At 64.2% G+C, this 24,525-nt stretch carries 26 protein-coding genes and 1 tRNA gene; 14 read left to right on the top strand and 13 right to left on the bottom strand.

The annotated features are described in order from the left end of the window. On the bottom strand, positions 1-777 hold the full coding sequence (ubiE, locus tag FJ973_RS14975) for a bifunctional demethylmenaquinone methyltransferase/2-methoxy-6-polyprenyl-1,4-benzoquinol methylase UbiE (RefSeq protein WP_140513738.1): 777 nt from the start codon (positions 775-777) through the stop codon (positions 1-3). A gap of 133 nt (positions 778-910) precedes the next feature. Here ubiE and FJ973_RS14980 point away from each other — a divergent pair, with 133 nt between their 5' ends. From FJ973_RS14980 to FJ973_RS14990, 3 genes are all read left to right on the top strand, one after another. Continuing rightward, a complete protein-coding gene (locus tag FJ973_RS14980; RefSeq protein WP_140556482.1) occupies positions 911-1,885 on the top strand; it encodes an adenosine deaminase in 975 nt (324 codons plus the stop codon). Between the two features lie 130 nt (positions 1,886-2,015). Beyond that, positions 2,016-2,645 (top strand): uracil phosphoribosyltransferase, encoded by a 630-nt coding sequence (upp, locus tag FJ973_RS14985; protein WP_140496366.1) that lies wholly within the window; start codon positions 2,016-2,018, stop codon positions 2,643-2,645. Positions 2,646-2,832: 187 nt separating this feature from the next. Next, positions 2,833-3,396, top strand: coding sequence for a TIGR02281 family clan AA aspartic protease (locus tag FJ973_RS14990; protein WP_140556484.1), 564 nt, complete (start codon positions 2,833-2,835; stop codon positions 3,394-3,396). 30 nt (positions 3,397-3,426) lie between these two features. On the opposite strand, the gene deoA is transcribed toward FJ973_RS14990, so the two are convergent. The 6 genes from deoA to FJ973_RS15020 form a co-directional block, all read right to left on the bottom strand. Continuing rightward, complete coding sequence (deoA, locus tag FJ973_RS14995) at positions 3,427-4,746, bottom strand: thymidine phosphorylase (RefSeq protein ID WP_140556485.1); 1,320 nt, start codon at positions 4,744-4,746, stop codon at positions 3,427-3,429. After that, positions 4,746-5,552 carry a purine-nucleoside phosphorylase gene (locus FJ973_RS15000; protein WP_140496360.1) on the bottom strand — a complete coding sequence of 269 codons (807 nt, stop codon included), beginning with the start codon at positions 5,550-5,552 and terminating at the stop codon, positions 4,746-4,748. The genes deoA and FJ973_RS15000 overlap by 1 nt, the downstream gene beginning before the upstream one ends. Then, positions 5,549-5,941 (bottom strand): cytidine deaminase, encoded by a 393-nt coding sequence (cdd, locus tag FJ973_RS15005; protein WP_140522725.1) that lies wholly within the window; start codon positions 5,939-5,941, stop codon positions 5,549-5,551. Before cdd ends, FJ973_RS15000 begins: the two co-directional genes overlap by 4 nt. Before the next feature lie 65 nt (positions 5,942-6,006). Next, complete coding sequence (locus tag FJ973_RS15010; RefSeq protein ID WP_140496358.1) at positions 6,007-6,978, bottom strand: ABC transporter permease; 972 nt, start codon at positions 6,976-6,978, stop codon at positions 6,007-6,009. A gap of 1 nt (position 6,979) precedes the next feature. Next, entirely contained in the window at positions 6,980-8,119 is a 1,140-nt protein-coding gene (locus tag FJ973_RS15015) for an ABC transporter permease (RefSeq protein WP_140556487.1), read from the bottom strand. After that, positions 8,116-9,648: an ABC transporter ATP-binding protein gene (locus tag FJ973_RS15020; protein WP_140513932.1), complete on the bottom strand. Its 1,533-nt coding sequence runs from the start codon at positions 9,646-9,648 to the stop codon at positions 8,116-8,118. The genes FJ973_RS15015 and FJ973_RS15020 overlap by 4 nt, the downstream gene beginning before the upstream one ends. Positions 9,649-9,861: 213 nt before the next feature. Between FJ973_RS15020 and FJ973_RS15025 the strand changes: the two genes are divergently transcribed. Further along, on the top strand, positions 9,862-10,071 hold the full coding sequence (locus FJ973_RS15025; RefSeq protein ID WP_140513732.1) for a SlyX family protein: 210 nt from the start codon (positions 9,862-9,864) through the stop codon (positions 10,069-10,071). 17 nt (positions 10,072-10,088) lie between these two features. Further along, a complete protein-coding gene (locus FJ973_RS15030; RefSeq protein WP_140496352.1) occupies positions 10,089-10,466 on the top strand; it encodes a hypothetical protein in 378 nt (125 codons plus the stop codon). On the opposite strand, the gene FJ973_RS15035 is transcribed toward FJ973_RS15030, so the two are convergent. From FJ973_RS15035 to FJ973_RS15050, 4 genes are all read right to left on the bottom strand, one after another. Next, the gene (locus FJ973_RS15035) at positions 10,461-10,901 is read right to left on the bottom strand and encodes a GNAT family N-acetyltransferase (RefSeq protein ID WP_224681353.1); all 441 of its coding nucleotides are present in this window, start codon (positions 10,899-10,901) and stop codon (positions 10,461-10,463) included. The two genes, FJ973_RS15030 and FJ973_RS15035, sit on opposite strands and share 6 nt — an antisense overlap. Positions 10,902-11,031: 130 nt before the next feature. Next, positions 11,032-12,021, bottom strand: a complete 990-nt coding sequence (locus FJ973_RS15040; RefSeq protein WP_140496350.1) for a BMP family ABC transporter substrate-binding protein — start codon at positions 12,019-12,021, stop codon at positions 11,032-11,034. A gap of 192 nt (positions 12,022-12,213) precedes the next feature. Next, positions 12,214-12,531, bottom strand: coding sequence for a hypothetical protein (locus FJ973_RS15045; protein WP_140513730.1), 318 nt, complete (start codon positions 12,529-12,531; stop codon positions 12,214-12,216). Positions 12,532-12,661: 130 nt separating this feature from the next. Beyond that, the gene (locus FJ973_RS15050) at positions 12,662-13,411 is read right to left on the bottom strand and encodes a hypothetical protein (protein WP_246675687.1); all 750 of its coding nucleotides are present in this window, start codon (positions 13,409-13,411) and stop codon (positions 12,662-12,664) included. Between the two features lie 375 nt (positions 13,412-13,786). Between FJ973_RS15050 and FJ973_RS15055 the strand changes: the two genes are divergently transcribed. Together FJ973_RS15055 and FJ973_RS15060 are read left to right on the top strand one after the other, a co-directional pair. After that, a tRNA-Ser gene (locus FJ973_RS15055) sits at positions 13,787-13,876 on the top strand. Between the two features lie 259 nt (positions 13,877-14,135). Next, positions 14,136-14,360 carry an alkylphosphonate utilization protein gene (locus FJ973_RS15060; protein ID WP_140556489.1) on the top strand — a complete coding sequence of 75 codons (225 nt, stop codon included), beginning with the start codon at positions 14,136-14,138 and terminating at the stop codon, positions 14,358-14,360. Positions 14,361-14,472: 112 nt separating this feature from the next. Here the strand turns inward: FJ973_RS15060 and FJ973_RS15065 are convergent, their stop codons facing one another. Beyond that, a complete protein-coding gene (locus FJ973_RS15065) occupies positions 14,473-14,778 on the bottom strand; it encodes a hypothetical protein (RefSeq protein ID WP_140556490.1) in 306 nt (101 codons plus the stop codon). On the opposite strand from FJ973_RS15065, the gene kdpF reads away from it, so the two are divergent. The 7 genes from kdpF to FJ973_RS15100 are packed head-to-tail and all read left to right on the top strand — an operon-like array spanning position 14,777 to position 22,973. Further along, positions 14,777-14,866, top strand: a complete 90-nt coding sequence (gene kdpF / locus FJ973_RS15070) for a K(+)-transporting ATPase subunit F (protein WP_140556492.1) — start codon at positions 14,777-14,779, stop codon at positions 14,864-14,866. The genes FJ973_RS15065 and kdpF overlap by 2 nt on opposite strands. A 22-nt stretch (positions 14,867-14,888) precedes the next feature. After that, positions 14,889-16,589, top strand: a complete 1,701-nt coding sequence (gene kdpA / locus FJ973_RS15075; RefSeq protein ID WP_140556493.1) for a potassium-transporting ATPase subunit KdpA — start codon at positions 14,889-14,891, stop codon at positions 16,587-16,589. 27 nt (positions 16,590-16,616) lie between these two features. Continuing rightward, complete coding sequence (locus FJ973_RS15080; RefSeq protein WP_140556495.1) at positions 16,617-16,832, top strand: hypothetical protein; 216 nt, start codon at positions 16,617-16,619, stop codon at positions 16,830-16,832. Continuing rightward, entirely contained in the window at positions 16,829-18,922 is a 2,094-nt protein-coding gene (gene kdpB, locus FJ973_RS15085; RefSeq protein ID WP_140556496.1) for a potassium-transporting ATPase subunit KdpB, read from the top strand. Before FJ973_RS15080 ends, kdpB begins: the two co-directional genes overlap by 4 nt. A gap of 12 nt (positions 18,923-18,934) precedes the next feature. Beyond that, on the top strand, positions 18,935-19,504 hold the full coding sequence (gene kdpC / locus FJ973_RS15090) for a potassium-transporting ATPase subunit KdpC (RefSeq protein ID WP_140556498.1): 570 nt from the start codon (positions 18,935-18,937) through the stop codon (positions 19,502-19,504). A 53-nt stretch (positions 19,505-19,557) separates the two neighbouring features. Next, positions 19,558-22,284, top strand: a complete 2,727-nt coding sequence (locus tag FJ973_RS15095) for a sensor histidine kinase KdpD (RefSeq protein WP_140556499.1) — start codon at positions 19,558-19,560, stop codon at positions 22,282-22,284. Continuing rightward, positions 22,281-22,973 (top strand): response regulator transcription factor, encoded by a 693-nt coding sequence (locus FJ973_RS15100; protein WP_140556501.1) that lies wholly within the window; start codon positions 22,281-22,283, stop codon positions 22,971-22,973. The genes FJ973_RS15095 and FJ973_RS15100 overlap by 4 nt, the downstream gene beginning before the upstream one ends. 16 nt (positions 22,974-22,989) lie before the next feature. On the opposite strand, the gene FJ973_RS15105 is transcribed toward FJ973_RS15100, so the two are convergent. After that, the gene (locus tag FJ973_RS15105; protein ID WP_140556503.1) at positions 22,990-24,426 is read right to left on the bottom strand and encodes an MFS transporter; all 1,437 of its coding nucleotides are present in this window, start codon (positions 24,424-24,426) and stop codon (positions 22,990-22,992) included. Positions 24,427-24,525: the final 99 nt, after the last annotated feature.

Raw genomic sequence — 24,525 nt, forward strand, 5'->3', positions numbered from 1 at the left:
TCAAAGTTTCCAGCCCGAATGAAGCGCGGCGATGCCGCCGGAATAGTTGCGGAACGAGACCCGATCGAAGCCCGCGCGGGTTATCATGGAAGCAAAATTCGCCTGGTTGGGGAATTTCGCGATCGACTCGACCAGATAGGAATAAGGCTCGCCGTCGCCGGTGACGGCCTTGCCGATCTTCGGAATGGCCTTGAACGACCAGGCCTCATAGACCCTGTCGAGCAACGGCATCTCGACCTCGGAAAATTCCAAGCACAGGAACCGCCCGCCCGGCTTCAGCACGCGCAACGCTTCGCTGAGAGCGACGTCGATCCTGGGGACGTTGCGGATGCCGAAAGCGATGGTGTAGGCGTCGAAGGTGGCGTCCGCGAACGGCAGTTCCTCGGCATTGGCTTCGACGAAGTCGGTGTTGCCGGACATGCCTTTCTTTTGCGCCCTGTCGCGACCGACGGCGAGCATCGAGCCGTTGATGTCGAGCACGGTGGCATGAGCATGCCCATGGCTGGCATCGACGATGCGAAAGGCGATGTCGCCGGTGCCGCCGGCGACATCGAGCACGCGCCAGCCCGGCCGCTTCGGCGGATTGAGCCAGGTTACCATGGCATCCTTCCACAGCCGGTGCAGGCCGCCCGACATCAGGTCGTTCATCAGGTCGTAGCGGTTGGCGACCTTGTGGAAAACATCGTTGACCAGGGGCTGCTTGTCGCCTGCCCCTACACGCTTGAAACCATAGGAGGTTTCCATGCCGCCGGCGGCCGTGGTTCTCTCAACTGACATTTTTTTGATCCGTCATAAAACCGGCGGGACCATAGCCGATCGATGGTGCGGGCGCTATTGTTTAAGGCGCGGTGTTCGGCCGCGCTTCCAGGTGGCGGGTTTCGAGACCTGGACTGACCGACGGGATGTTTGAATGCCTTTGAAAGCGGAACTGCACTGCCATATCGAAGGGGCAGCGGCACCGGAACTCGTCATCCGACAGGCGCAGAAATACGGCAAGGACATCTCGCCCTATATCCAGAACGGCTCTTTCGTCTGGCACGATTTCACCTCTTTTCTCGCCGCCTATGACTTCGCCTCCGACCTGTTCCGGACCGAGGAAGACTATGCACGGCTGGCTGACCACTATCTGACCAGCCTGGCGCGTGACGGCGCTATCTACTCGGAGGTCTTCACCTCGCCGGACCATGCCACGAAGGCGGGGCTGTCGCCGAAGGCTTATACGGATGCGCTCGGCGAAGGCATGGCCCGCGCCAAGGCCAAGACCGGCATCGAGGGCCGTATGATCGTCACGGGAGTGCGCCATGCCGGCGTCGAGTCCATCGAGCAGGCAGCGCGTTTCGCCGCGCGCTGCGGGCACCCGCTGGTCACCGGTTTCGGCGTCGCCGGCGACGAGAGGGTTGGCGATATGGAGGACTATGTCAGGGCTTTCGAGATTGCCCGCGAGGCCGGGCTCGGCATTACCATCCATGCAGGCGAGCTGACGGGATGGGAGACGGTCCAGGCGGCGCTCGATCATATCCGCCCGTCACGCATCGGCCATGGCGTGCGCGCCATCGAAAACCCCGATCTTGTCCGGCGCATCGCCGATGAGGGCGTGGTGCTGGAATGCTGTCCCGGCTCCAATATTGCGTTGAAAGTGTTCGACAGTTTCGCCGCCCACCCGTTCCCCGCCCTGCTCGCGGCCGGCTGCAAGGTGACGCTCAACTCGGATGATCCGCCCTATTTCTGGACCTCGCTGAAACGCGAATACGACATTGCGGCCGAGTATTTCTCGATGAACGAGAAGGCGCTGGCGGCCGTTACCCGAACGGCCATCGAGGCCGCTTTCGTCGACAGGAAGACCAAGGCAACGCTGCTCAGCCGGCTGGATGCGAAGGCCAGGTGAATGAAGGCTGGGTGGACAGGGAGTGGCCAGCAGTGAGCAGTTTGGCGGAGCGCGCATCGGGACTCGCAAATCGGCTCACTATTCACTACTCACTATTGGCTACTCACCACGAACCACGTCGGAGCACATCATGAAGGGCGTCACCGTCGTCGACCACCCGCTTGTCCAGCACAAGCTGAGCATCATGCGCAAGAAGGAGACCTCGACGGCCGGTTTCCGGCGGCTGCTGCGCGAGATCTCGCTGCTGCTCGGCTATGAGGTGACGCGCAATCTCGAACTCACGACGACGACCATCGAAACGCCGATCGAAACGATGGAGGCGCCGACGCTGGAAGGCAAGAAGCTGGTCTTCGCCTCGGTGCTGCGCGCCGGCAATGGCTTGCTCGAAGGCCTGCTCGACCTGGTTCCGGCGGCCCGCGTCGCCCATATCGGCCTCTATCGCGACCATGAGACGCTGGAGGCGGTCGAATATTTCTTCAAGGCGCCGAGCGACCTTGCCGACCGGCTGGTCATCGTCGTCGATCCGATGCTGGCCACCGCCAATTCCGCCATCGCGGCGATCGACAAGCTGAAGGGGCGCGGCGCCACCAACATCCGCTTTCTGTGCCTGCTGGCGGCGCCCGAAGGCATCGAGCGCTTCACCAAGGCACATCCCGACGTTCCCGTCTTCACGGCTTCCATCGATCGCCAGCTCAACGAGAAGGGCTACATCATGCCCGGCCTCGGCGACGCCGGCGACCGCATGTACGGGACAAAGTGATTTACCGAAAGTTTACGCAACGGCGCGGTTTCGAGCGGCGTTAAAACGGCAAACACCATCCCGGCGTTAAGGATCGGCCTTCACGACAGCGCCGCGCGTCCTGTCGGACGCTGCGACACTTTAATTCGCGCGTGATCCTTTCCGAAAATCGATCCCGATTTTCGGGGTCATGCGCCAGGGCCGATCCATGCTGCGCAAGCTACTTGTCCTCAGCGTCTTTGCCGGTACATCGGCATCCATCCCGATTGTCTATCAGTCGAATCCGCAGATGTTCGAAAGCCTGCTGAAAACGGCGGTGACGGCCAAGCCAGCGGCCGACGCCCGTCCGGAGGTCGCCTTGGCAGCGGCTCCCGACAAGCCGGTGGCGCCGTTGCCGATGGGCCGCAAGGTTGTCGTCACGGCCGACGCGCGAGGGCATTTCTCGTCGGCCTTCAAACTGAACGGACGCCAGATCGACGGCATGATCGATACAGGAGCGACACTGGTCGCCGTCAACACCTCGACGGCGCGCAGGATCGGTCTGTCGCTGAACCCGTCGGATTTCAGTCATGAGGTCAACACGGCCAACGGCACGATCAAGGCGGCGGTGGTGATGATCGACCGCTTGCAGATCGGCAGCATCACCGTCAACGACGTGCAGGCCATCGTGCTCGACGACAAGGCGCTGCACACCAATTTGATCGGCATGAGCTTTCTCAATCGGCTGGGCAAATATCAGGCCGAAAACGGCACGCTGCTTCTTGTCCAGTGAGCGGGCACGGCCGTTCGGGGTTGGGTCATATCAGCCACGCGGCAGGATGCGCCGGATGACCGACTTGTCGGCAGGCGGCTTGGAAGCGCCGATCGCATAGGCCGAAAGCACCGTTGCCGCCGCGGCTTCGGCGTCGGACACCGAGCGGGCATGGACCAGCGCCAGCGGCTCGCCAGCTCGAACCTCGGCGCCGACCGGCAACAGCCTGGTGATGCCGACCGCCGGGTCGACCTTGTCGTCTGGCCGGGTGCGGCCGCCGCCCAGCCCGACCACGGCAAGGCCGATATCACGCGTGGCAATGCCGGTGACGAAGCCGTCCGCGATCGCTCTCACCGCGTGTTCCGTTGGCGCAACGGGCAAATATCGTTCCGGCTTGTCGATGAAATCGGCGGGGCCGCCGAGCACCGTCACCATGCGCGCGAAGGTGGCGGCGGCGCGGCCGCTGGCAAGCGTTTCGGTGGCCCGCCGCATGCCGTCCTGGTTGGACGGCACCAGACCCGCCGCCTGCAGCATTTCGGCGGCGAGCGCCAGCGTCACATCCTCCAGGCGCCGGTCGCGAAGGCGGCCGGTCAGGAAATCGACGGCGTTGCGCACCTCGACCGCGTTGCCGGCGGCCGAGGCCAGCGGTTCGTTCATGCCGGTGATCAGCGCCGAAACTTTCAGTCCGGCGCCGCTTGCGACTTCGACCAGGCTGTTGGCGAGCGCCGTCGCGTCGCGCGACTTCTCCATGAAGGCGCCATTGCCGACCTTGACGTCGAGCACCAGCGAGCCCAGGCCTGCTGCCAGTTTCTTCGACAGGATCGAGGCGGTGATCAGCGGCACCGACTCCACGGTTCCGGTCACGTCACGGATGGCATAGAGCCGGCGGTCGGCCGGCGCGAGGTCCGCGGTCTGGCCGATGACGGCGCAACCCGCCTCCAGCACCGCCTTGCGAAACAGCGCGATGTCGGGCTGGCTGGCGTAGCCGGGGATGGAATCCATTTTATCCAGCGTGCCGCCGGTGTGGCCGAGGCCGCGGCCGGATATCATCGGCACATAAGCGCCGCAGGCAGCGACGATCGGCGCCAGCATCAGCGAGACGTTGTCGCCGACGCCGCCTGTCGAATGTTTGTCCGTGACCGGGCCGGGCAGGTCCGACCAGTCGAGCACGTCGCCGGAATCGCGCATGGCCAATGTCAACGCCACGGCCTCGTCGCGGCTCATGCCGTTGAAGAACACCGCCATGGCGAAAGCCGCGACCTGGCCATCGGGGACGGCGCCATCGGTTACGCCAGCGATGAAGTCGGCGATTTCGCGCGCCGGCAGTCTGTGGCCGTCACGCTTGTGGCGGATGATTTCCTGCGGAAGCATCAGTTCTCCAACAGTCCGTCGCGGAACACACGCTTCAGGATCGTCGCCAGCCGCGCGCCGCCGACCGGGGCCATATCCTTGGTCTCCTGGTGCGAAAGCTCGGCTCCGGTCATGCCGGCGGCAAGATTGGTGATGATCGAGCAGGCGGCGACACGCAGGCCAAGGAAGCGGGCAAGGATGACTTCCGGCACGGTCGACATGCCGACCGCGTTGGCGCCCATGATGCGCGCCATGCGGATCTCGGCCGGCGTTTCGAAGCACGGGCCGGAGAACCACATGTAGACGCCCTTGTGCAGCGCCGTGCCGGTCGCCTTCGCCGCCTGTTCGATCGCCTTGCGGATGCCGGCATCGTAGGCTTCGGTCAGGCCGACGAAACGGCGGTCGCTCGGCTCGCCGATCAGCGGGTTGGTGCCGGAGAAATTGATGTGGTCCGATATCAGCATCACCGAACCCGGCCCCATCTCCGGATCGACCGAGCCGGCGGCATTGGTGAGGATCAGCTTGGTGATGCCGGTGCCGGCAAGCACCTCCAGCACCGGCCGCATCGCCGCCGCGTTGCCGTGCTCGTAATAGTGGGCGCGGCCCGACAGCATCAGCACCGGCGTGCCGGCAAACAGCCCGACCACCACCTCTCCGGCATGGCCGGAAACGCCGCTTCTGGGAAAGCCGGGCAGATCGGCATAGGAAACACGGATCGGGTTCTCGACCTGGCTGACCAGCCCTCCCAGGCCAGAGCCCAGCACCAGCGCCGTGGTCGGCGCCAGGCCGTCCAGCCGTTCGATCAGATGGTCGAGCGCTTCCTTCATTTCAGCATGTCGCCGCGAAAGCCGTAAGGCAGCATGTCGCCCATGGTCACGGTTTCGGCGACGCCCGCATTGTCGCAGAGATAGAGTTTCGTTTCCGGACGGCAGAATTCGGCCAGCCGCTGCCGGCAGCCGCCGCAAGGCGAGCATTTGGCCATGCGCTCGGCAAGGACGGCGATTTCCATGATCTTGCCGCCGCCGCCCATGATGTAATGGCCGAGCGCCGTCGTCTCGGCGCACCAGCCTTCCGGATAGGAGGCGACCTCGATATTGGCGCCCGTGAAGACGCGCCCGTCCTCGGTGCGAAGTGCGGCACCGACCGGAAATTTCGAATAGGGGGCATAGGCCTTGGCCATGGCAGCCTTCGCCGCTTCGAATAATTCATGCGACATTTCGGTGTTCTCTCCGATGATCTTGTCCATAAGCCGGCGCGCCTTTTGCGTCGCGCCCTCGATCCTCAGCGTTCCTTGACATAAGGCACGCCGCCGGCGCGCGGCGGGATCGCCTTGCCGATGAAACCGGCGAGCAGGATGACGGTGAGAATATAGGGCAGGGCCTGCATGAACTGCACCGGCACCTTGCCGATGAGCGGCAGCGGCGAGCCTTGCAGGCGGATCGACAGGGCGTCGAGGAAGCCGAACAGCAGGCAGGCGAACATGGCGTTGACCGGCTTCCACTTGGCAAAGATCAATGCGGCCAGCGCGATGTAGCCCTTGCCGGCGGTCATGTCCTTCACGAAGCCGCCATTCTGCACCATTGACAGATAGGCGCCGGCGACGCCGGTCAGGATGCCGGTGCAGATCAGCGCCCTGTAGCGCAGCCAGGCGACCGAGATGCCGGCGGTGTCCACGGCGGCTGGGTTTTCGCCGACCGCGCGCAGCCGCAGCCCGAAGCGCGTGCGAAACAGCACCCACCAGGTGAACGGCACCATCGCGAAGGCGAGATAGACCAGTATCGAGTGGCCCGACAGCAGTTCCGAATAGATCGGCCCGAGAAACGGCACGTCGCGGATCGTCTCGGCGCCGGGCCATGTGATCGCCTCGAACCGCTCGGCTGGTTCCAGCGCCGGCGTGCGCCCGCCTTGCTGGAACCAGGCCTGGCCGAGGATGATGGTCGAGCCGGCGGCGATGAAGTTGATCGCCACGCCGGAAACGATCTGGTTGCCGCGATGGGTAATCGAGGCAAAGCCGTGGATCATGGCGAACGCGACCGAGATCAGGATCGCCATGCCCAGTCCGAGAAAGGCGGAATGGAAGACCGACGCGGCCGCCGCACCGGCGAAGGCGCCGACCAGCATCTTGCCTTCGAGGCCGATGTCGAAGATGCCGGCGCGTTCCGAATAGAGGCCGGCCAGGCAGGCGAGCAGCAGCGGCACCGAGAGGCGGATGGTGGAGTCCAACGTCTGGACGATGGCGTTGAAGGTGTCCATCTCAGGCGCCTTTTCCCTTGACCGCTTCCATGCCGACCGACCTCGGGCTGAGCGAGGCGAACAGCGCCTGGATGTAAGGCCTGAACATGTGTTCGAGAGCACCGGCGAACAGGATGACCAACCCTTGGATGATCACGATCATGTCGCGGCTGATGGCAGGCATCTCGAAGGCGAGTTCGGCGCCGCCCTGGTAGAGCATGCCGAACAGGATGGCCGCCAGCACGATGCCGACAGGGTGCAGGCGACCCATCAGCGCCACGGCGATGCCGACGAAACCGGCGCCGCTGACGAAGTCGATCGCGACATTGTGCTGGTCGCCCATCACCGGATTGAGCGCCATCATGCCGGCGAGCGCACCCGAGATCATCATGGCGGTGATGATGATGCGGGTTTCCGAAATGCCGGCATAGCGCGCCGCCTTTGGGCTGTGGCCGTAGGTGCGCATCTCATAGCCGAGCTTGGTGCGCCAGATCAGCAGCCAGACCAGGAAGGCCATGAGCAGCGCGAGCATGAAGGAGATGTTGAGTGGTGCCGAGCGGATCTTGGCGCCGAACAGCTCGATGACCCAGTTGAGTTTCGGCAATTCCGCGCCCGCCAGGAAGTTGCGCGTCTGCGGCGCCTGCGAGGCTGCCGGTTTCAACGGGCCGACCAGCAGGTAGACCATGATCGAAGCAGCGATGAAGTTGAACATGATGGTGGTGATGACGATGTGCGAGCCGCGCCTGGCCTGCAGATAGGCGGGGATCAGCGCCCACAAGGCGCCCACGGCCGCCGAAGCCACGATGGCCAGCGGAAATGTCAGCCACCATGGCAGCACGCTGTCGAAGGAGAGACAGACGATGGCGATGCCAAGGCCGGCGATGTAGGCCTGCCCCTCGGTGCCGATGTTGAACAGGCCGCAATGCGCTGCTACCGCCACCGAAAGTCCGGTGAAGATGAAGGTGGTGGCATAGAAGAGGGTAAAGGCGATACCTGTTCCCTTGCCGAAGGCGCCCTCGACCAGGATGACGGCGGCACGGAACGGGTTCTCGCCGACCAGAAGCACGACGAAGCCCGCGACGATGAAGGCCACAGACAGATTGATCAGCGGGATCAGCCCATAGTCGGCCCAGGCCGGCAATTTGGCATAGGGCGTGCTCATTGCGCCGCCTCCTGGCGCTCAACACCCGCCATCAGCAGGCCGAGCTCGCCCTCGCTCGCCTCCGGCCCGCGTTCGCCGACGATGCGGCCGGCAAACATGACCAGGATGCGGTCCGAGAGCGAGCGGATCTCATCGAGCTCGACCGACACGACCAGCACGGCCTTGCCCTGGTCGCGCATGGCGATCAGGCGCTTGTGGATGAACTCGATGGCGCCGACGTCGACGCCGCGCGTCGGCTGGCCGACGATGAGAACGCCGGGGTCCTGTTCGATTTCGCGCGCGAGCACGATCTTCTGCTGGTTGCCGCCGGAGAAGTTGGCCGTCTTCAGCCGAGGATTGCCGGGGCGGATGTCGTATTTCTCGATCTTGTCCTTGGCATCGGCAACGATGGCATCGATGTTGAGGAAGGGTCCTCTGAGGTAGCGGGGATCGTCATGATAGCCGAGGATGGAATTCTCGTTCTCCTCGAAGGCCAGCACCAGCCCGACATGATGGCGATCCTCAGGCACATGGGCGAGGCCGCGGTCGCGCAGTTCGCCGGGATCGGCCTTGCCGGTGAGATCGATCGGCTTGCCCTCGAGCATCACCGAACCGGAAACGGCGTGCCTGATGCCGGAGATCGCCTCGAGCAGTTCGGACTGGCCGTTGCCGGCGACACCGGCGATGCCGACGATCTCGCCGGCGCGCAGGTCGAAGGAGATGTCGTCGACCATGGTGACGCCGCGGGAATCCTTGACCGTCAGGTTCTTGACCGCGAGTTTTACCGCGCCGGCTTCCGCTTCGCCCTTCTCCACCCGCAAGAGCACGCGGCGCCCGACCATCAGCTCGGCCAGTTCCGCGACGGTGGTCTTCTTCGTTTCCCTGGTCGCCACCATCGTGCCCTGGCGCATCACCGAAACCGTGTCGGTGATGGCCATGATCTCGCGCAATTTGTGGGTGATCAGCACCACCGTCTTTCCCTGCTCCTTCAATTGCTTGAGGATGCGGAAGAGGTGGTCGGCCTCGGCCGGCGTCAGCACGCCCGTCGGCTCGTCGAGGATCAGGATCTCGGCGCCGCGATAGAGCGCCTTGAGGATCTCGACGCGCTGCTGCAGGCCGACCGGCAATTCCTCGACGATGGCGTCGGGATCGACCTCGAGGCCGTATTCACGCTCCAGCCGCTCCAGTTCGGAACGCGCCTTGGCGATGCTTTTCTTCAGCAAGGCGTCGCTTTCGGCGCCCAGGATGACGTTCTCCAGGACCGAGAAATTGTCGACCAGCATGAAATGCTGGTGCACCATGCCGATGCCGAGCGCGATCGCATCGTTGGGCGTGCTTATCGATGCCGGCTTGCCGCCGACGCGGATCTCGCCGCTGTCGGCCTGGTAGAAGCCATACAGAATCGACATCAGCGTCGACTTGCCGGCGCCGTTCTCGCCGACGATGCCGTGGATGGTGCCGCGCGCGATTTCCAGGTTGATGTCGCGGTTGGCGCGCACGGCGCCAAAACTCTTGTTGATGCCAATCAGTTCGATTGCGGCCAGTTCAATCGCGGCATGCGCCATGCAGCCTGTCCCACTCTTATTTTTTTATCGCTTGGTCAAAATGCCTAGCATGACGCTCCGCCCGTGCCAATTGGCCGGAGCAGCGTCCACTCTCGACAAATCCCGGCGCGCTTGTCAATTTCGAACGTGGCCGAAGCTCTCATATTCGCTAATATGGCAAGCCGATTTGACACTGCGCGCGATACCTGAGGACTTTGCATGACCATGCCCGCCGACCGGCTGACGACGCTGGAGATCCGCTCCGCCGAGCAGGAGAAGACCATCGAGGAGCTGTCCGGCCAGATCGCCGAGCAGTGGAAGGTGATCGAGCGCATGCAGCGCAAGCTCGACGCGCTGACCGACCGCTTCCTGGCGCTGGAGGAACAGGCGGCACCCGACGTGCCGGTGACTAAGCCGCCGCACTGGTAGGGGAGGGAAGTCGAGCGATGGCCAGCGATCGCATCGCAAGAGCCGGCGACTACGTGCTTGGCCTGATGAACGATGCAGAGCGCGAACGGGCCGAGCGCGATCTGGAGATCGATCCAGCCTTTCGCGATGCCGTGGTCCAGCTTGCTGAGCACCTGCATATTTTCGACCGCACCGAAGCCGCCGGTGGCGCGGAGCGCTGGCGGCAGATCACGCAGCGCATCGGCGACTTGCCGCAGATGCGCGCTGTCGGTCTTGAGGACGCTAAACCGGTGATCCGGGGCCCCGCCAAGCCGCATGATGTCGGCTTCTATTCTCTCGGCGACCGGCGCGGACTTGCGGTCGCCATTGGACTGGTCGTGGCTTTCGCATTGGGTTATCTGGCGGGAAAGCTATAGCCCACATTGGCGCGACATCAGCGCCATCGGCTCCCCGTTCTGCCTGAACGGCTCGACGACCATCCAACCAAGCCTCATGTAGTAATCGCGCGCCTCCCACGTGTAGAGATAAAGCGCCTCCACGCCGAGCGATGTGGCATGAGCTTCGATTGCCCTGACCAGCGCAGTGCCGATCCCTCGGTGCTGGTGCTCGGGAGCGATGGCCAGGCCGGCCAGCCATGGTGTCAGATCATGCGCCGGTTCGAGTTCGTCGCGGACCAGCAGGCAGGTCCCGACCGGCACGTCGCCGATCCGGGCCACGAACGCCGTTTCGAAGCCGTCGCCGTGCAGCAGTTTACGAAGTCCGGCCACGTCGTCGTCCAGCGTTCGTCCGGTGCCCGTGAAAAAGGCGGCAACGCGCAATCGCGCCACCGCTGCAATGTCACGTTCGTTCATGGGTTCGACTGTCAACTGCACCATTGGCCTGGGGTCGTGTTTCTTGCGAGACGTCTGCGTCTACCCGGCAGCGACTTCCAAAACAAAACCGCCGGGACCATGCCCGGCGGTTTGCTGTCGGTTTGGCAGATCAATACGGGCAGGCGTTGTCGGCGGTGTAGTCGTGCACCTCGACCTTGCCGGCGATGATGTCGGCCTTGGCCTTCTCGACCGCCGCCTTCATCTCGTCGGTAACCAGCGCCTTGTTGTTATCGTCCATGGCGTAGTCGACACCGCCTTCCTTGAGGCCGAGATTTTCGACGCCACCCTTGAAGGTGCCGTTCTTGCCGTCCATGAAGGCGGTGTAGACGGCAACGTCGACGCGCTTCAGCATCGAGGTCAGGACCTTGCCGGGCTGGAGGCCGTTCTGGTTGGAATCGACACCGATGCCGAGCTTGCCGGCATCAGCCGCCGCCTGCAGCACACCGACGCCGGTGCCGCCCGCGGCCGCATAGACCACGTCGGAACCCTGGTCGATCTGCGTCTTGGCGATCTCGCCGCCCTTGGCCGGGTCGTTCCAGGCGGCCGGCGTGTCGCCGGTCATGTTCTGGATGACGTCGGTCGCGCCTGCCGATTTGGCGCCGCCGACATAGCCGCATTCGAACTTGCGGATCAGCGGAATGTCCATGCCGCCGACAAAGCTCACCTTCTTCGTCTTGGAGGCCATCGCCGCCATGATGCCGACGAGATAGGAGCCTTCATTCTCCTTGAATACGAGCGAGCGGACATTGGGCAGGTCGACGGCATCGTCGATGATGGCGAAGTTGAGATCGGGATATTCGGTCGCGACCTTCTTCAGTGCATCCTCCCAGGCGAAGCCGGCCATGACGATCGGGTTGTGGCCGTCCTCGGCGAAGCGGCGCAACGCCTGCTCGCGTTGCGAAGCGTTGGAGACCTCGAACTCGACATAGGGGACGCCGGTCTCTGTCTTGAACTTTTCGGCGCCATGGTAGGCCGCCTCGTTGAAGGATTTGTCGAACTTGCCGCCGAGATCATAAAGGATGGCCGGCTGCACATCCGCGGCGAAAGCCGGAAGAACCATTGCAGTTGCGGCCAGAAGGCCGAGAACGATACGTTTCATGTGATCCACACCCTGTCGGTTATTTTTTCCGTTACGCCCGCCCGCCTGCCCGGTTCTGCGGCATGCGCGCGACGTCAGGCAGGAGTGTATATTCCCCTCCCGCTCAGCGGCAATCTGGCACGGCCCGAAACAAAATTCACGTGGAATTTTGACCTTTTGGAAAAGCATGGCGGGGTGCGATGCCCGTGCCCTTCAGGCGAACTGCCCGGTGCGCCGCTGCCGCCTGTAGCCGATGGCATAGAGCAGCAAGGCCAGCACCGCGAACACGGCAAAGCCCGGCTGGTTGAGCACCCAGGCGATGGCGCCGTCCCATAGCAGCGGGCCGGCCTTGGCGCGAACGAAGCTTTCAAAGGCGGCGCGCGTGTCGGGCGACACGGCCAGCCAGCTTGCATTGAGCGGGGTCAGCACCAGTGCCGAGGCGGCCACCGTGCGTGTCGTGTCAAGCACCGCCATGATGACCGAAATCGACAGCGCGACCATGGCCGCGAGACGAAAGACGAAGCGAAACATCAGAGACCTTTCCCCTGGCCGATCCTCAACATCTTCCCGAGGATCTCCGGCGGTGTTCCGAAATGAGAAATAGAGCGCATGGGCCCCGTTCGCAATCACGGCACGCGAATTGAATCGCGGCCGACGCAGCCTAGCCGGCCGGCCTGCGCTTGCGCCGGTTGGCGAGCCAGACGGCGAGAATGCCGCCGGCAATGGCGCCGACCACCAGCCCGGCCAGGCCGATGAATGCGGCGAAGTAGCCGCACGCACCCTCGAAGCAACTCACGTCGGTGACATCGGCGATGAGCGAACCGGCCAGGAAACCGCCCACCGCGCCGACGACCGCGCCGAGGATGATGCCGAGCAGCGCGGCGACAATGGAAACGAAGACCGACGGCGCTTCGGCTCGCGGCTTGGCATAAACGGTCTCGGCGCCGGAGCCGCGGCGCAACAGGTAGATGCAAAGCAGGCCGATGGCGATCTCGGCGGCGGTGATGGCCAGGCTTCTGGCGGAGAAGACGAAGCCCGGCACGGCAAGTGCGTAAGCGTGACTTGCCAGCAGCCATATGATCGTGGCGGCCTGCCAGATGGTGAAGTGGCTGGGGAAGCGCGCCGAACGGCCGAAGGCGAGGCCGAGCAGGTAAAGTCCCCATAGGATGGTGATGACGTCGGCGACGAGCCCGCTGAAGAGGAAATAGAAAACGGCGTCCGGCAGGCCTGAACTCCCCACCAGCCACAAGGCCGACGCCAGCCAATAGACCGACAGGGCCATAACGATAACCAGCCAGCCCACCGGGACATAGGAAAGTCCGCTGTCCAGATGTCGGGCCGGGATCTTTCCCTCGGCCGGTGGCTGTCCGTTGTCCGGCGTACCGCCCGGAATTCCGCTGCTTGACGTCATGTTGCGACGATGCCCCCCGCAAAGCCTTTCGGACACTCGACAGGCCGCTCGGGACGAAGTCAAGCGCGGCTGGCCTCGCAGCCTTGCCCGTGCACATCATCAAGCAGCGATTGAAGTGGCGGGACTCCAAACGGACGTGCCGGCGGCCCCCATGAACGCCGTGTGGCCGGCAAAGCGAATTGACCGCCGTTATGGCTTGGCATTCGGCGCCGGATCGACTAGATGAGCCCCGCGCCTGTTGCTTCGACGGCTCAGGTGCGGGCAGGGCGTCCGCTGGTTGGCGGCGCCCGGTGCGGGCAGTTCCGCACGCATCCCCAAAGGGAGAGCATCTCCCCAACCCGCGCGGCGAAACCGGCCGACGCGAAAGGCAAGGACGGAGAGGTGGCCGAGTGGTTGAAGGCGCACGCCTGGAAAGTGTGTTTACGGGAAACCGTAACGCGGGTTCGAATCCCGCTCTCTCCGCCATCCTGCTTCGCTCTTCGAGCTTCGCAGGATTGGCTCAATCGACAGCGCGAAGCAGGATGCCCTCCGAAGCTTCAGCGTAGGAGGGCAGGGTCATCAACCTTGCCGACCGGCTTGCACGATTAAAAAAGCAGCTGTTAGTTTCGAGCGCTTTGGGAAGCGCGTCGAGTGATCCTTGGGCATTCTATGAAAACGCCGCGCACGAGCCGGTTTTGGAATTCCTGGTGATCTGGTAGTGGTGATCCCGATCACAGGAGATAGCATGCCGGACGATGTAATGGTGCGCGACAGCAACGGCGCTCAGTTGAATGACGGCGATTCCGTCACGTTGATCAAGGACCTCAAGGTCAAGGGCACTTCGGAGACGATCAAGCGGGGCACGTTGGTGAAGAACATTCGCCTCAACGGCAATCCCGGTGAGATAGAATGCAACACCAGGCAAGTGAAGGGCCTCGTGCTCAAAACCGAGTTCGTAAAGAAGGCGTGACCCTCGAGGCGGTCGAGCCGCAGCGATAGAATTGCGTTTGCCGGCGAGGTCGCATCGTTGGCTAACCTGCCATCCTTGCGACTGGCGATATCGCTGGACGCATTCACCACTTTCAATTCATTCCGCCGAAAATCTTTATAGAATTCCTATTTCTTTCCGCTTTGCCCCGTCTCGAACCTTTATGGCGATCGGGTCCATATTCCGCTTTGAGAAAAACGTCGGACGCCGTCACCAATCCAGGTTGGCGCGCCGTTTCATGTAGTCGCCAAGCTGCTTCGAGCGGGCGCAAAGTGGAAAAATCAAAGCAAGGACAAGCACAATGGACATCATTGTTCTCGGGATCGGGGTTTTGTTTTTCGCCCTCTCCTTTGCCTACGTCAAAGCCTGCGACAGAATTTGAGCGGAAGGATCGGGCCATGCTTGTCGATTACATCCTCGGTAGCGGCGTGACGTTGTTCCTGCTCGCCTACCTGACATACGCCCTGATCCGCCCGGAACGCTTCTGACCGGCGCACGGAAAGCCAAATCATGACTATCAACGGATGGATACAGATCCTTCTTTATTGCGGGATCCTGGTTTTGCTCGTGAAGCCGCTGGGCGGCTACATGCATCGCGTCTTCACCGGCGACCGCAGCTTGCTGTCGCCGGTGCTCGGCCCCGTCGAGCGGGGCCTTTATCGCCTGGCCGGAACCGGCGACCAGGAGCAGCATTGGACGGGCTATGCCGCCGCCATGCTGTTCTTCAACCTTGCCGGCTTCCTGGCGCTCTATTTCCTGCAGCGCCTGCAAGGCGGCCTGCCCTACAACCCGGCCGGCATGAGCGCGGTCGAACCGGGGCTCGCCTTCAACACCGCGGCCAGCTTCATGACCAACACCAACTGGCAGAACTACGGCGGCGAGAGCACGATGTCCTATCTCGTGCAGATGGCCGGCCTCACCGTGCAGAACTTCCTGTCGGCGGCCACCGGCATCGCCATCGCCATGGCGCTGATCCGCGGCTTTGCCCGCGCCTCCGGCAAGTCGATCGGGAATTTCTGGGTCGATATGACCCGTGCCACGCTCTACGTGCTTTTGCCGCTCTGCGTCGTGCTCACCCTGGTCTATGTCTGGCTCGGAATGCCGCAGACGCTGGGAGCCTATGTCGACGCCACCACGCTCGAACGCGCCAAGCAGACCATCGCCGTCGGGCCGGTCGCCTCGCAGATCGCCATCAAGATGCTCGGCACCAATGGCGGCGGCTTCTTCAACGCCAATGCCGCGCATCCCTTCGAGAACCCGGACGCCATCTCCAATCTGATCCAGATGCTGTCGATCTTCGCCATCGGCGCGGCGCTCACCAACGTCTTCGGCCGCATGGTCAGCAACCAGCGCCAGGGCTGGGCGATCCTGGCCGCCATGGGCGCGCTGTTCATCGCCGGGGTCGCCGTCTGCTATTGGGCGGAAGCCGCGGGCAATCCGCTGGTCCATGCGCTGGGCATCGACGGCGGCAATATGGAAGGCAAGGAAACCCGCTTCGGCATCGCGCTCTCGGCGCTGTTCGCGGTCATCACCACGGCGGCCTCCTGCGGCGCGGTCAATGCCATGCATGACAGTTTCACCGCGCTCGGCGGCATGATCCCGCTCATCAACATGCAGCTCGGCGAAGTCATCGTCGGCGGCGTCGGCGCCGGCTTCTACGGAATCCTGATGTTCATCCTGATCGCCGTCTTCGTCGCCGGCCTGATGGTCGGGCGCACGCCCGAATATCTCGGCAAGAAGATCGAGGCCAAGGAGGTCAAGATGGCGATGCTAGCGATCCTGTGCCTGCCGCTGGCGATGCTGACCTTCACGGCCATCGCGGTGGTCCTGCCGAGCGCCGTGGCATCGATCGCCAATGGCGGTCCGCACGGCTTCTCCGAGATCCTCTACGCCTATACGTCGGCGGCGGCGAACAACGGCTCGGCCTTCGGCGGCCTCACCGGCAACACGCCCTGGTACAACATCACGCTGGGTCTCGGCATGCTCATGGGCCGCTTCCTGGTCATCATCCCGGCGCTCGCCATCGCCGGCTCGCTGGCGGCGAAGAAGACCGTGCCCGCCTCGGCCGGCACCTTCCCGACCGACGGCCCGCTGTTCGCCGGACTGCTGGTCGGTGTCATCGTCATCGTCGGCGGCCTGACCTTTTTCCCGGCGCTCGCCGTCGGGCCGATCGTCGAGCATCTGGCCTACATCCACGGGCAGACATTCTGAGACGGAAGTGTCCTGGCTGAAACGGAGATGTCCTGGTTCAACAACAGGCATCGCAGCGATCGCCATCCCGCCGAGAACGGAAAGGAGGAGCAGCCTCCTCCTTTCCCCACCATGTCGACATTCCTCGGCATCGCCGCCGTCATGATCGTTCTGTGGTTGCTGGCCTACGGGCTTCCGCATCTTCTTTCGGCATCCGACCGCTCGGTGCCGCCCACCAACACCGAAGCTGGAGCTTCAAAATGAGCCAGTCGAAATCAGCCAGCATCATGGATGCCGGCATCCTGTGGCCCGCCATCGGCGGCGCCTTCAAAAAGCTAAACCCACGCACATTAGCCAGGAACCCGGTAATGTTCGTCGTTGCCGTCGTCTCGGCGCTGACATCAGTGCTTTTCGTCAAGGACCTCGCCAGCGGCGGCGGCAATCTCGGCTTCACCATCCAGATCATCATCTGGCTGTGGTTCACCGTGCTGTTCGCCAACTTCGCCGAAGCCGTCGCCGAAGGCCGCGGCAAGGCGCAGGCCGATTCGCTGCGCAAGGCGCGCACCGAGACCCAGGCCAAGCTGCTGACCGGCGAGGACCGGACGAAATTCAGGCTGGTGCCGGGCACCAGCCTGAAGGTGGGCGACGCCGTGCTGGTCGAGGCCGGCGACATCATCCCCTCCGACGGCGAGGTGATCGAAGGCGTGGCTTCGGTCAACGAGGCGGCGATCACGGGCGAATCGGCGCCCGTCATTCGCGAATCCGGCGGCGACCGCTCCGCTGTCACCGGCGGCACGCAGGTGCTCTCCGACTGGATCCGCGTGCGCATCACAGCTGCCGCCGGCCACACCTTCCTCGACCGCATGATCTCGCTGGTCGAGGGTGCCGAGCGCCAGAAGACTCCGAACGAGATCGCGCTCAACATCCTGCTGGTGGGCATGACGCTGATCTTCGTGCTGGCCACCGCTACCATCCCGAGCTTCGCTTCCTATTCGGGCGGCTATATCCCGGTCACGATGCTCGTCGCTTTGTTCGTGACCTTGATCCCGACCACTATCGGCGCGCTTTTGTCGGCCATCGGCATCGCCGGCATGGACCGTCTGGTGCGCTTCAATGTGCTCGCCATGTCCGGCCGCGCCGTGGAGGCGGCCGGCGACGTCGACACGCTTTTGCTCGACAAGACCGGCACGATCACGCTCGGCAACCGCCAGGCGACCGAATTCCGCCCGGTCAAGGGCGTCACCGAGCAGGAACTGGCCGATGCGGCACAGCTTGCCTCGCTCGCCGACGAAACGCCGGAAGGCCGCTCGATCGTCGTGCTGGCCAAGGAGAAATACGCCATCCGCGCCCGCGACATGGCGACACTGCACGCCACCTTCGTGCCCTTCACCGCGCAGACCCGGATGAGCGGCGTCGACATAGACGGCTCCTCCGTGCGCAAGGGCGCGGTCGATTCCGTGCTCGCCCATGTCAACCAGACGACATCAGCCAGCCACGCGACGCGCCCGAACAGCGATACGATCAGGGATTTGCAGGCGATCGCCGACGAGGTCGCCAAATCGGGCGGCACGCCGCTTGCGGTGGAGCGCGATGGGCGCCTGCTCGGCATCGTGCACCTCAAGGATATCGTCAAGGGCGGCATCCGCGAGCGCTTCGCCGAGCTGCGCAGCATGGGCATACGCACGGTGATGATCACAGGGGACAATCCGATGACGGCAGCGGCCATTGCGGCCGAAGCCGGTGTCGACGACTTCCTTGCCCAGGCGACGCCGGAGGACAAGCTGAAGCTGATCCGCGACGAGCAGGCCAAGGGCAAGCTGGTCGCCATGTGCGGCGACGGCACCAACGACGCGCCGGCCCTTGCCCAGGCCGACGTCGGCGTCGCCATGAACACCGGCACGGTGGCGGCGCGCGAGGCCGGCAACATGGTCGACCTCGACAGCGATCCGACCAAGCTGATCGAGATCGTCGAGATCGGCAAGGCGCTGCTGATGACGCGCGGTTCGCTGACCACCTTCTCCATCGCCAATGACGTGGCCAAGTACTTCGCCATCATCCCGGCCATGTTCGCCGTGTTCTACGTCGCACCCGGCCACACCACAGGTCCGCTGCAGGCGCTCAACATCATGCATCTGGGGACGCCGCAGAGCGCCATCCTGTCGGCCATCATCTTCAATGCGCTGATCATCATCGCGCTGATCCCGCTGTCGCTGCGCGGCGTCAAATACCGGGCGATCGGCGCCGGGGCGCTGCTCAGCCGCAACCTGCTCGTCTACGGCCTCGGCGGCATCATCGTGCCGTTCGCCGGCATCAAGATTATCGACATGGCCGTCACGGCCCTCGGCCTTGCATAAGGGATCACTCCGATGCTCAAGCAAATCAGACCCGCGATCGTCATGATCGTCTTCTTCACCGTGCTGACCGGGCTCATCTATCCCATTGGCATGACCGGCATCGCCCAGGCGCTGTTCCCGAAACAGGCCAATGGCAGCCTGATCGAGAAGGACGGCAAGGTGCTGGGTTCGGAACTGATCGGCCAGGCCTTCGGCAGCGACCGCTATTTCCACGGCCGGCCTTCGGCGGCCGGCAATGGCTATGACGGCGGCGCCTCCAGCGGCTCGAATCTGGGTCCGACCAACCCCAAGCTGATCGAGCGCATCAAGGGCGACGCGGCGAAGTTGAAGGCCGAAAACCCCAATGCGCCGGTTCCGATGGGCCTGGTCACGACATCGGGCAGCGGGCTCGATCCCGACATCAGCCCCGAGGACGCTTCTTTCCAGGTTCCGCGTGTCGCCAAGGCAAGGGGCATCGATGAAGCCAAGGTCAAGGCGCTCGTCGACAGCCATGTCGAGGACCGGGAGCTCAGCGTGCTGGGCGAGCCGGTGGTCAATGTGCTGGCCCTTAACCTCGCATTGGACGACATAGCCAAGCAATGAAGAACAGCGCCGGGGATCGACACCGTCCCCGGCGCCGTTCAAACTGGATGCCGATGCCGGACGACAGAAGCAACGTCGAAAACAGACCTTCCCCCGACGCGCTACTCGAGCATGCCGAGCGCGAGGGCCGCGGGCGTCTGCGCATCTTCCTGGGCGCGGCACCGGGCGTCGGCAAAACCTACGAAATGCTGATGTCGGGACGCGCCAGGCTGGCCGACGGCATCGACGTGGTGATCGGCGTCGTCGAGACGCACGGCCGCAAGGAAACGCTGGCCCTCGTCGAGGGCTACGAGGTCATTCCGCGCCGCCCGGTCGAATACAAGGGACGCACCCTCGACGAGATGGACATAGACGCCATCCTGGCACGCCGCCCGGCACTGGTCCTGGTCGACGAACTCGCCCATACAAACGCGCCCGGCAGCCGTCACCCCAAGCGCTATCTCGACGTGCAGGAAATCCTGGCGCGCGGCATCGACGTCTACACGACGCTCAACATCCAGCATGTCGAAAGCCTGAACGACGTCGTCGCCCAGATCACGCGGGTCAGGGTGCGCGAGACGGTTCCCGATTCCATCATCGACCAGGCCGACGACGTCGAAATCATCGATCTGACGCCCGACGACCTGATCAAGCGGCTGGAGGAAGGCAAGGTCTATTTCCCCAACACCGCCCAGCGCGCCATCGAGAACTATTTCTCGCCGGGCAATCTGACCGCGCTGCGCGAGCTGGCGCTGCGGCGCACCGCCCAGCGTGTCGACGAACAACTGCTCAACCACATGCAGTCCCATGCCATCCAGGGGCCATGGGCGGCGGGGGAAAGGGTGCTCGTTTGCCTCGACGCGCGTCCGGGCGGGGCGGCGCGCGTGCGCTATGCGCGCAGGCTGGCCGACCGGCTCCGCGCGCCATGGACGGCGCTTCATGTCGACACGCCTCGTTCGGCCGCCATGTCGGAAGAAGAGAAGGACAGGCTGGCGAACCATCTGCGCCTCGCCGAGCAACTCGGCGCCGAGGTGACGACCATTCCGGGCCAGAACGTCGCGCAGGACATCGTGCGCCATGCGACGGCGAACAATTTCACCCATATCGTGGTCGGCAGGCCGACCCGGTCGCGCTGGCGGGAATTGATCGAGGGCTCGCTCACCTATGATCTGATCCGCAATGCCGGCGACATCAGCGTCCATGTCATCTCGGGAACCGAGCGCGATACCGACGCAGCATCGAGAAAGGTCAGGACGGCGGCCGAGCAGCGGCCATTCCAGATATGGCCATATCTGTTCGCCACGGCCTATGTCGCGGGCTCGCTGGCCGTCGGCACGGTTCTGGATCAGTTCCTCGACGTGCGCAATCTGGCGATCGTGCTGCTGCTGGCGGTGCTGACATCGGCGGTGACGTTCGGACTGTGGCCGGCCTTGTACGCCTGTTTCCTGAGCGCCCTTGCCTTCAACTACTTCTTCCTCGAGCCGCGCTACACGCTGACGATCAGGGATCCCGAGAGCATCGTTGCGTTTGCCGTCTTCCTCGTCGTTGCCGTCATCGCCAGCAACCTGACGGCGCGCGTGCAGCGCCAGGCTGCCGCCGCCCGCTCACGGGCGCGGGCCACGGAAGATATCTACCTGTTTTCCAAGAAGCTTGCCGGCGCCGGCACGCTCGACGACGTTCTGTGGGTCACGGCCTTCCAGATCGCCTCGATGCTGAAATTGCGGGTCGTACTGCTTTTGCCCGAAAACGGCGCCATCACCGTCAAGGCGGGCTATCCGCCCGACGATACGCTGGCCGAGGCCGATATCGCCGCCGCCCGCTGGGCCTGGGAGCACGATCGCGCCGCCGGCCGCGGCGCCGATACGCTGCCCGGTGCGAAGCGGCTCTATCTGCCGCTGCGCACCGGACGCACGGCGGTCGGCGTGGTCGGCCTCGACAACGACAAGCAAGGTCCGCTGCTGACGCCCGAGCAGCAGCGGCTGCTCGACGCGCTGGCCGACCAGGCAGCGGTCGCCATCGAGCGCATCCAGCTCGTCGCCGATGTCGACCGTGCCAAGCTCGCGGCCGAAGCCGACAGGCTGCGCTCGGCGTTGCTGACCTCCATCTCCCATGATCTGAAGACGCCGCTCGCCGCCATCATGGGCGCGGCCGGCACTCTCAGGGAGTTCGCGCCTGATCTGCCCGAGCAGGACCGGACGGAGCTGTTGTCGACGGTGGTCGACGAAGCGGAGCGGCTGAACCGCTTCATCGCCAATCTGCTCGACATGACCAAGATCGAATCCGGTGCGATGGAGCCCAATTATGCGCTGCATTACGTCGGCGACGCCGTCGGCACCGCGCTCGATCGCGCCCGCAAGATCACCAGCGAGCACAAGATCGAGGTCGATATTCCGCCCGACCTGCCGATGCTGAAGCTCGACCCTGTGCTGTTCGAGCAGGTCCTGTTCAATCTGCTCGACAATGCGTCGAAATATTCGCCGCCCGGCTCGACGATCCGCCTGCAGGGCTGGACCGACATCGGCTCCGTCGTGCTTCAGATCATGGATGAGGGATTGGGCATCCCTCCGCAGGATCTTGAGCGCGTGTTCGATACTTTCTACCGGGTGCGCAAGGGCGACCAGGTGCGCGCCGGCACCGGGCTCGGCCTGTCGATCTGCCGCGGCTTCATCGAGGCGATGGGCGGCACGATCTCGGCCGCCAACCGGACCGACCGTTCGGGTGCTGCCTTCACCATCAGGATGCCGGTGCCGGCGGAACTGTCCGGCAATCGCATCGGCTCCAGCGCGGATCAGCCTCGATGACCAATTCGAACGTCAGGATACTGGTCGTCGATGACGAGCCGCCGATCCGCAAGCTGCTCCGGGTCGGCCTCGCCAGCCAGGGCTACGCGGTCAGCGAGGCGCCGAACGCCAAGGCGGCTATCGAGCTGATGGTACAGGAAAAACCGGATCTCGTGCTGCTCGACCTTGGCCTGCCTGGCATGAGCGGCCATGAACTGCTGCGCAAATGGCGCGACGACGGCTTCGACATGCCGGTGGTCATTCTCTCCAGCCGCACCGACGAGGCCGGCATCGTCGACGCGCTCGAACTCGGCGCCGACGACTACATCACCAAGCCGTTCGGGATGAACGAGCTGGTGGCGCGCATCCGCGTGGCACTGCGGCACAAGTTCCAGCAGCAGGGCGAGAGGCCGGTGTTCCAAACCGGTGATCTCAGCGTCGACCTGGTCAAGCGCATCGTCAAGGTCGGGGGCAAGGAGGTAAAGCTGTCGCCCAAGGAATACGACATTCTGCGCATTCTCGTGCAGTATGCGGGCAAGGTTCTCACGCACCAGTTCCTGCTGAAGCAGGTGTGGAACGATTCGACCGACGTGCAGTATCTGCGGGTCTATGTCCGGCAGTTGCGGCAGAAGATCGAGAAGACGCCGGACCAGCCGCGCTACATCACCACCGAGACCGGCGTCGGCTACCGCCTGCGCGAGGTCGAATGAGCGTTGCCTGGCCTGATTAGCCGACAGCTTCCGGCAGCCGGTTCGCGGTCGTCGATGTGCGCAGGGCGGCGACGCAGCCAATGATGCCGAGCGGCACGAAGGCGAGGAACAGCCAGGTTGCCACATCAGCCGCCGCGTCCCGGTTCAGGCCTTGCGAGAAGCCGCTGGCATTGGCGACGATGCCGGCAAGGGCGGCACCCACCGCATAGCCGATGCGCTGCATGGTCGGCACCGCGGCCGAGGCGATGGTCTGCTCATCTTCCGGCGCGGAGGCCACGATGACGCGCGTCAGGAACGGCCAGGCAACGCCGAAGCCGCCACCCTGCAAAAGGGCGCATACCAGGATCAGCGGGATCGAGCCTGCCGGGATGGTGTAGGCGAAACCAGCGAGGCCGGTGGCGATCATCAGGGCGCCGATGACGATGATCAATCTCTCACGCTCCTGTGGCGCGTTGGCGACAAGGATCGACAGGATCGACCAGGCGATCGATTCGGCGGCGATGATGTAGCCGGTGGTCAGGAGCGGAACGTGGTGCAGCGTGGTCAGAAGCAGCGGGCCGTAAATGGCAAAGGAACAGGTCGCCACCGAGAAGGCGGCGACCATGGTCATGCCGCTGCCGACCGGCGTGCGCCACGAGAACAGCCGCGAGGGGAAAAGCCGCGATCTCGGCTTCAGCGCATCGATACGGAAGAACAGCACAAGGCCGACCAGGCCGAGCACCATCAGCACCGACGAGCGCAGCAAGGCGATGTCGACGCCCGCCGAGGCGATCAGCACGACGGCGACGGCAAGGCAGCCAAGCGCTATGAGCGGGAAGGGTGGTGCCTTGCCCGCGCCGGCACTAGGCCTCGTCGCTTCCGGCGTGTCGAGCACCACGAAGCTCGCCAGCGCCATCGCCGCACCGCCGAACACGAAGATGCCGAACGCCCAGCGCCATGACAGAAGCTCTGTCATGATCGCGCCAAGCATCGGCCCGCTGAAGGCGGCGACGCCCCAGATCGCCGACATGATACCGAAAAGCTGCGGCCAGATGGCCCGCGGAAACAGGCGCTCCACCGAGACAAAAGCCAGCGACACCAGCGCGCCGCCGCCCAGACCCTCGATCAGGCGCCCGGCCAGGAACAATTGCATCGAGGGCGCGGTGGCGCAGATCAGCGCGCCGGCCGCGTAAAGCAGCGCCGCGACCACCATGTTGGTGCGCAGCGCCACATAGCTGACCACCCGTCCGGCCGCGGCACCGGCGACGATGGCGCCCAGTTCATAGATCGCCAGCGACCAGCCGACGAGCTGCACGCCCGCCAGTTCGCCGATCATGGCGGGCATGACGGTCGCCACCATCGTCTCGTTGGTGGCGTGCAGCAGGATGCCGAGGCTGATGAAGCAGAAGCGCGCGAGGTCGCCGCTCGCCCACAATGCGCGCCAGTCGACCCTGTTTGTGCTGATGTCGGTCACTTCGGTCCCTCGAATTTCATATCCCGATCAAACGCATGGCGCCAGGAGCCGGCTCGGGGGTCCGGCAGGACCATGGTCGGATGGGTTTGTAGAACCTCA

It is taken from the genome of Mesorhizobium sp. B2-1-3 (assembly GCF_006442495.1).
Classification (GTDB): domain Bacteria; phylum Pseudomonadota; class Alphaproteobacteria; order Rhizobiales; family Rhizobiaceae; genus Mesorhizobium.

Bases quoted from the DNA above. Each gene is read 5' to 3' on its own strand.
- ubiE (WP_140513738.1), bottom strand. From the start codon at position 777: ATGTCAGTTGAGAGAACCACGGCCGCCGGCGGCATGGAAACCTCCTAT.
- FJ973_RS14980 (WP_140556482.1), top strand. From the start codon at position 911: ATGCCTTTGAAAGCGGAACTGCACTGCCATATCGAAGGGGCAGCGGCA.
- upp (WP_140496366.1), top strand. From the start codon at position 2,016: ATGAAGGGCGTCACCGTCGTCGACCACCCGCTTGTCCAGCACAAGCTG.
- FJ973_RS14990 (WP_140556484.1), top strand. From the start codon at position 2,833: ATGCTGCGCAAGCTACTTGTCCTCAGCGTCTTTGCCGGTACATCGGCA.
- deoA (WP_140556485.1), bottom strand. From the start codon at position 4,746: ATGCTTCCGCAGGAAATCATCCGCCACAAGCGTGACGGCCACAGACTG.
- FJ973_RS15000 (WP_140496360.1), bottom strand. From the start codon at position 5,552: ATGAAGGAAGCGCTCGACCATCTGATCGAACGGCTGGACGGCCTGGCG.
- cdd (WP_140522725.1), bottom strand. From the start codon at position 5,941: ATGTCGCATGAATTATTCGAAGCGGCGAAGGCTGCCATGGCCAAGGCC.
- FJ973_RS15010 (WP_140496358.1), bottom strand. From the start codon at position 6,978: ATGGACACCTTCAACGCCATCGTCCAGACGTTGGACTCCACCATCCGC.
- FJ973_RS15015 (WP_140556487.1), bottom strand. From the start codon at position 8,119: ATGAGCACGCCCTATGCCAAATTGCCGGCCTGGGCCGACTATGGGCTG.
- FJ973_RS15025 (WP_140513732.1), top strand. From the start codon at position 9,862: ATGACCATGCCCGCCGACCGGCTGACGACGCTGGAGATCCGCTCCGCC.
- FJ973_RS15030 (WP_140496352.1), top strand. From the start codon at position 10,089: ATGGCCAGCGATCGCATCGCAAGAGCCGGCGACTACGTGCTTGGCCTG.
- FJ973_RS15035 (WP_224681353.1), bottom strand. From the start codon at position 10,901: ATGAACGAACGTGACATTGCAGCGGTGGCGCGATTGCGCGTTGCCGCC.
- FJ973_RS15040 (WP_140496350.1), bottom strand. From the start codon at position 12,021: ATGAAACGTATCGTTCTCGGCCTTCTGGCCGCAACTGCAATGGTTCTT.
- FJ973_RS15045 (WP_140513730.1), bottom strand. From the start codon at position 12,531: ATGTTTCGCTTCGTCTTTCGTCTCGCGGCCATGGTCGCGCTGTCGATT.
- FJ973_RS15050 (WP_246675687.1), bottom strand. From the start codon at position 13,411: ATGACGTCAAGCAGCGGAATTCCGGGCGGTACGCCGGACAACGGACAG.
- FJ973_RS15060 (WP_140556489.1), top strand. From the start codon at position 14,136: ATGCCGGACGATGTAATGGTGCGCGACAGCAACGGCGCTCAGTTGAAT.
- kdpF (WP_140556492.1), top strand. From the start codon at position 14,777: ATGCTTGTCGATTACATCCTCGGTAGCGGCGTGACGTTGTTCCTGCTC.
- FJ973_RS15065 (WP_140556490.1), bottom strand. From the start codon at position 14,778: ATGGCCCGATCCTTCCGCTCAAATTCTGTCGCAGGCTTTGACGTAGGC.
- kdpA (WP_140556493.1), top strand. From the start codon at position 14,889: ATGACTATCAACGGATGGATACAGATCCTTCTTTATTGCGGGATCCTG.
- FJ973_RS15080 (WP_140556495.1), top strand. From the start codon at position 16,617: ATGTCCTGGTTCAACAACAGGCATCGCAGCGATCGCCATCCCGCCGAG.
- kdpB (WP_140556496.1), top strand. From the start codon at position 16,829: ATGAGCCAGTCGAAATCAGCCAGCATCATGGATGCCGGCATCCTGTGG.
- kdpC (WP_140556498.1), top strand. From the start codon at position 18,935: ATGCTCAAGCAAATCAGACCCGCGATCGTCATGATCGTCTTCTTCACC.
- FJ973_RS15095 (WP_140556499.1), top strand. From the start codon at position 19,558: ATGCCGGACGACAGAAGCAACGTCGAAAACAGACCTTCCCCCGACGCG.
- FJ973_RS15100 (WP_140556501.1), top strand. From the start codon at position 22,281: ATGACCAATTCGAACGTCAGGATACTGGTCGTCGATGACGAGCCGCCG.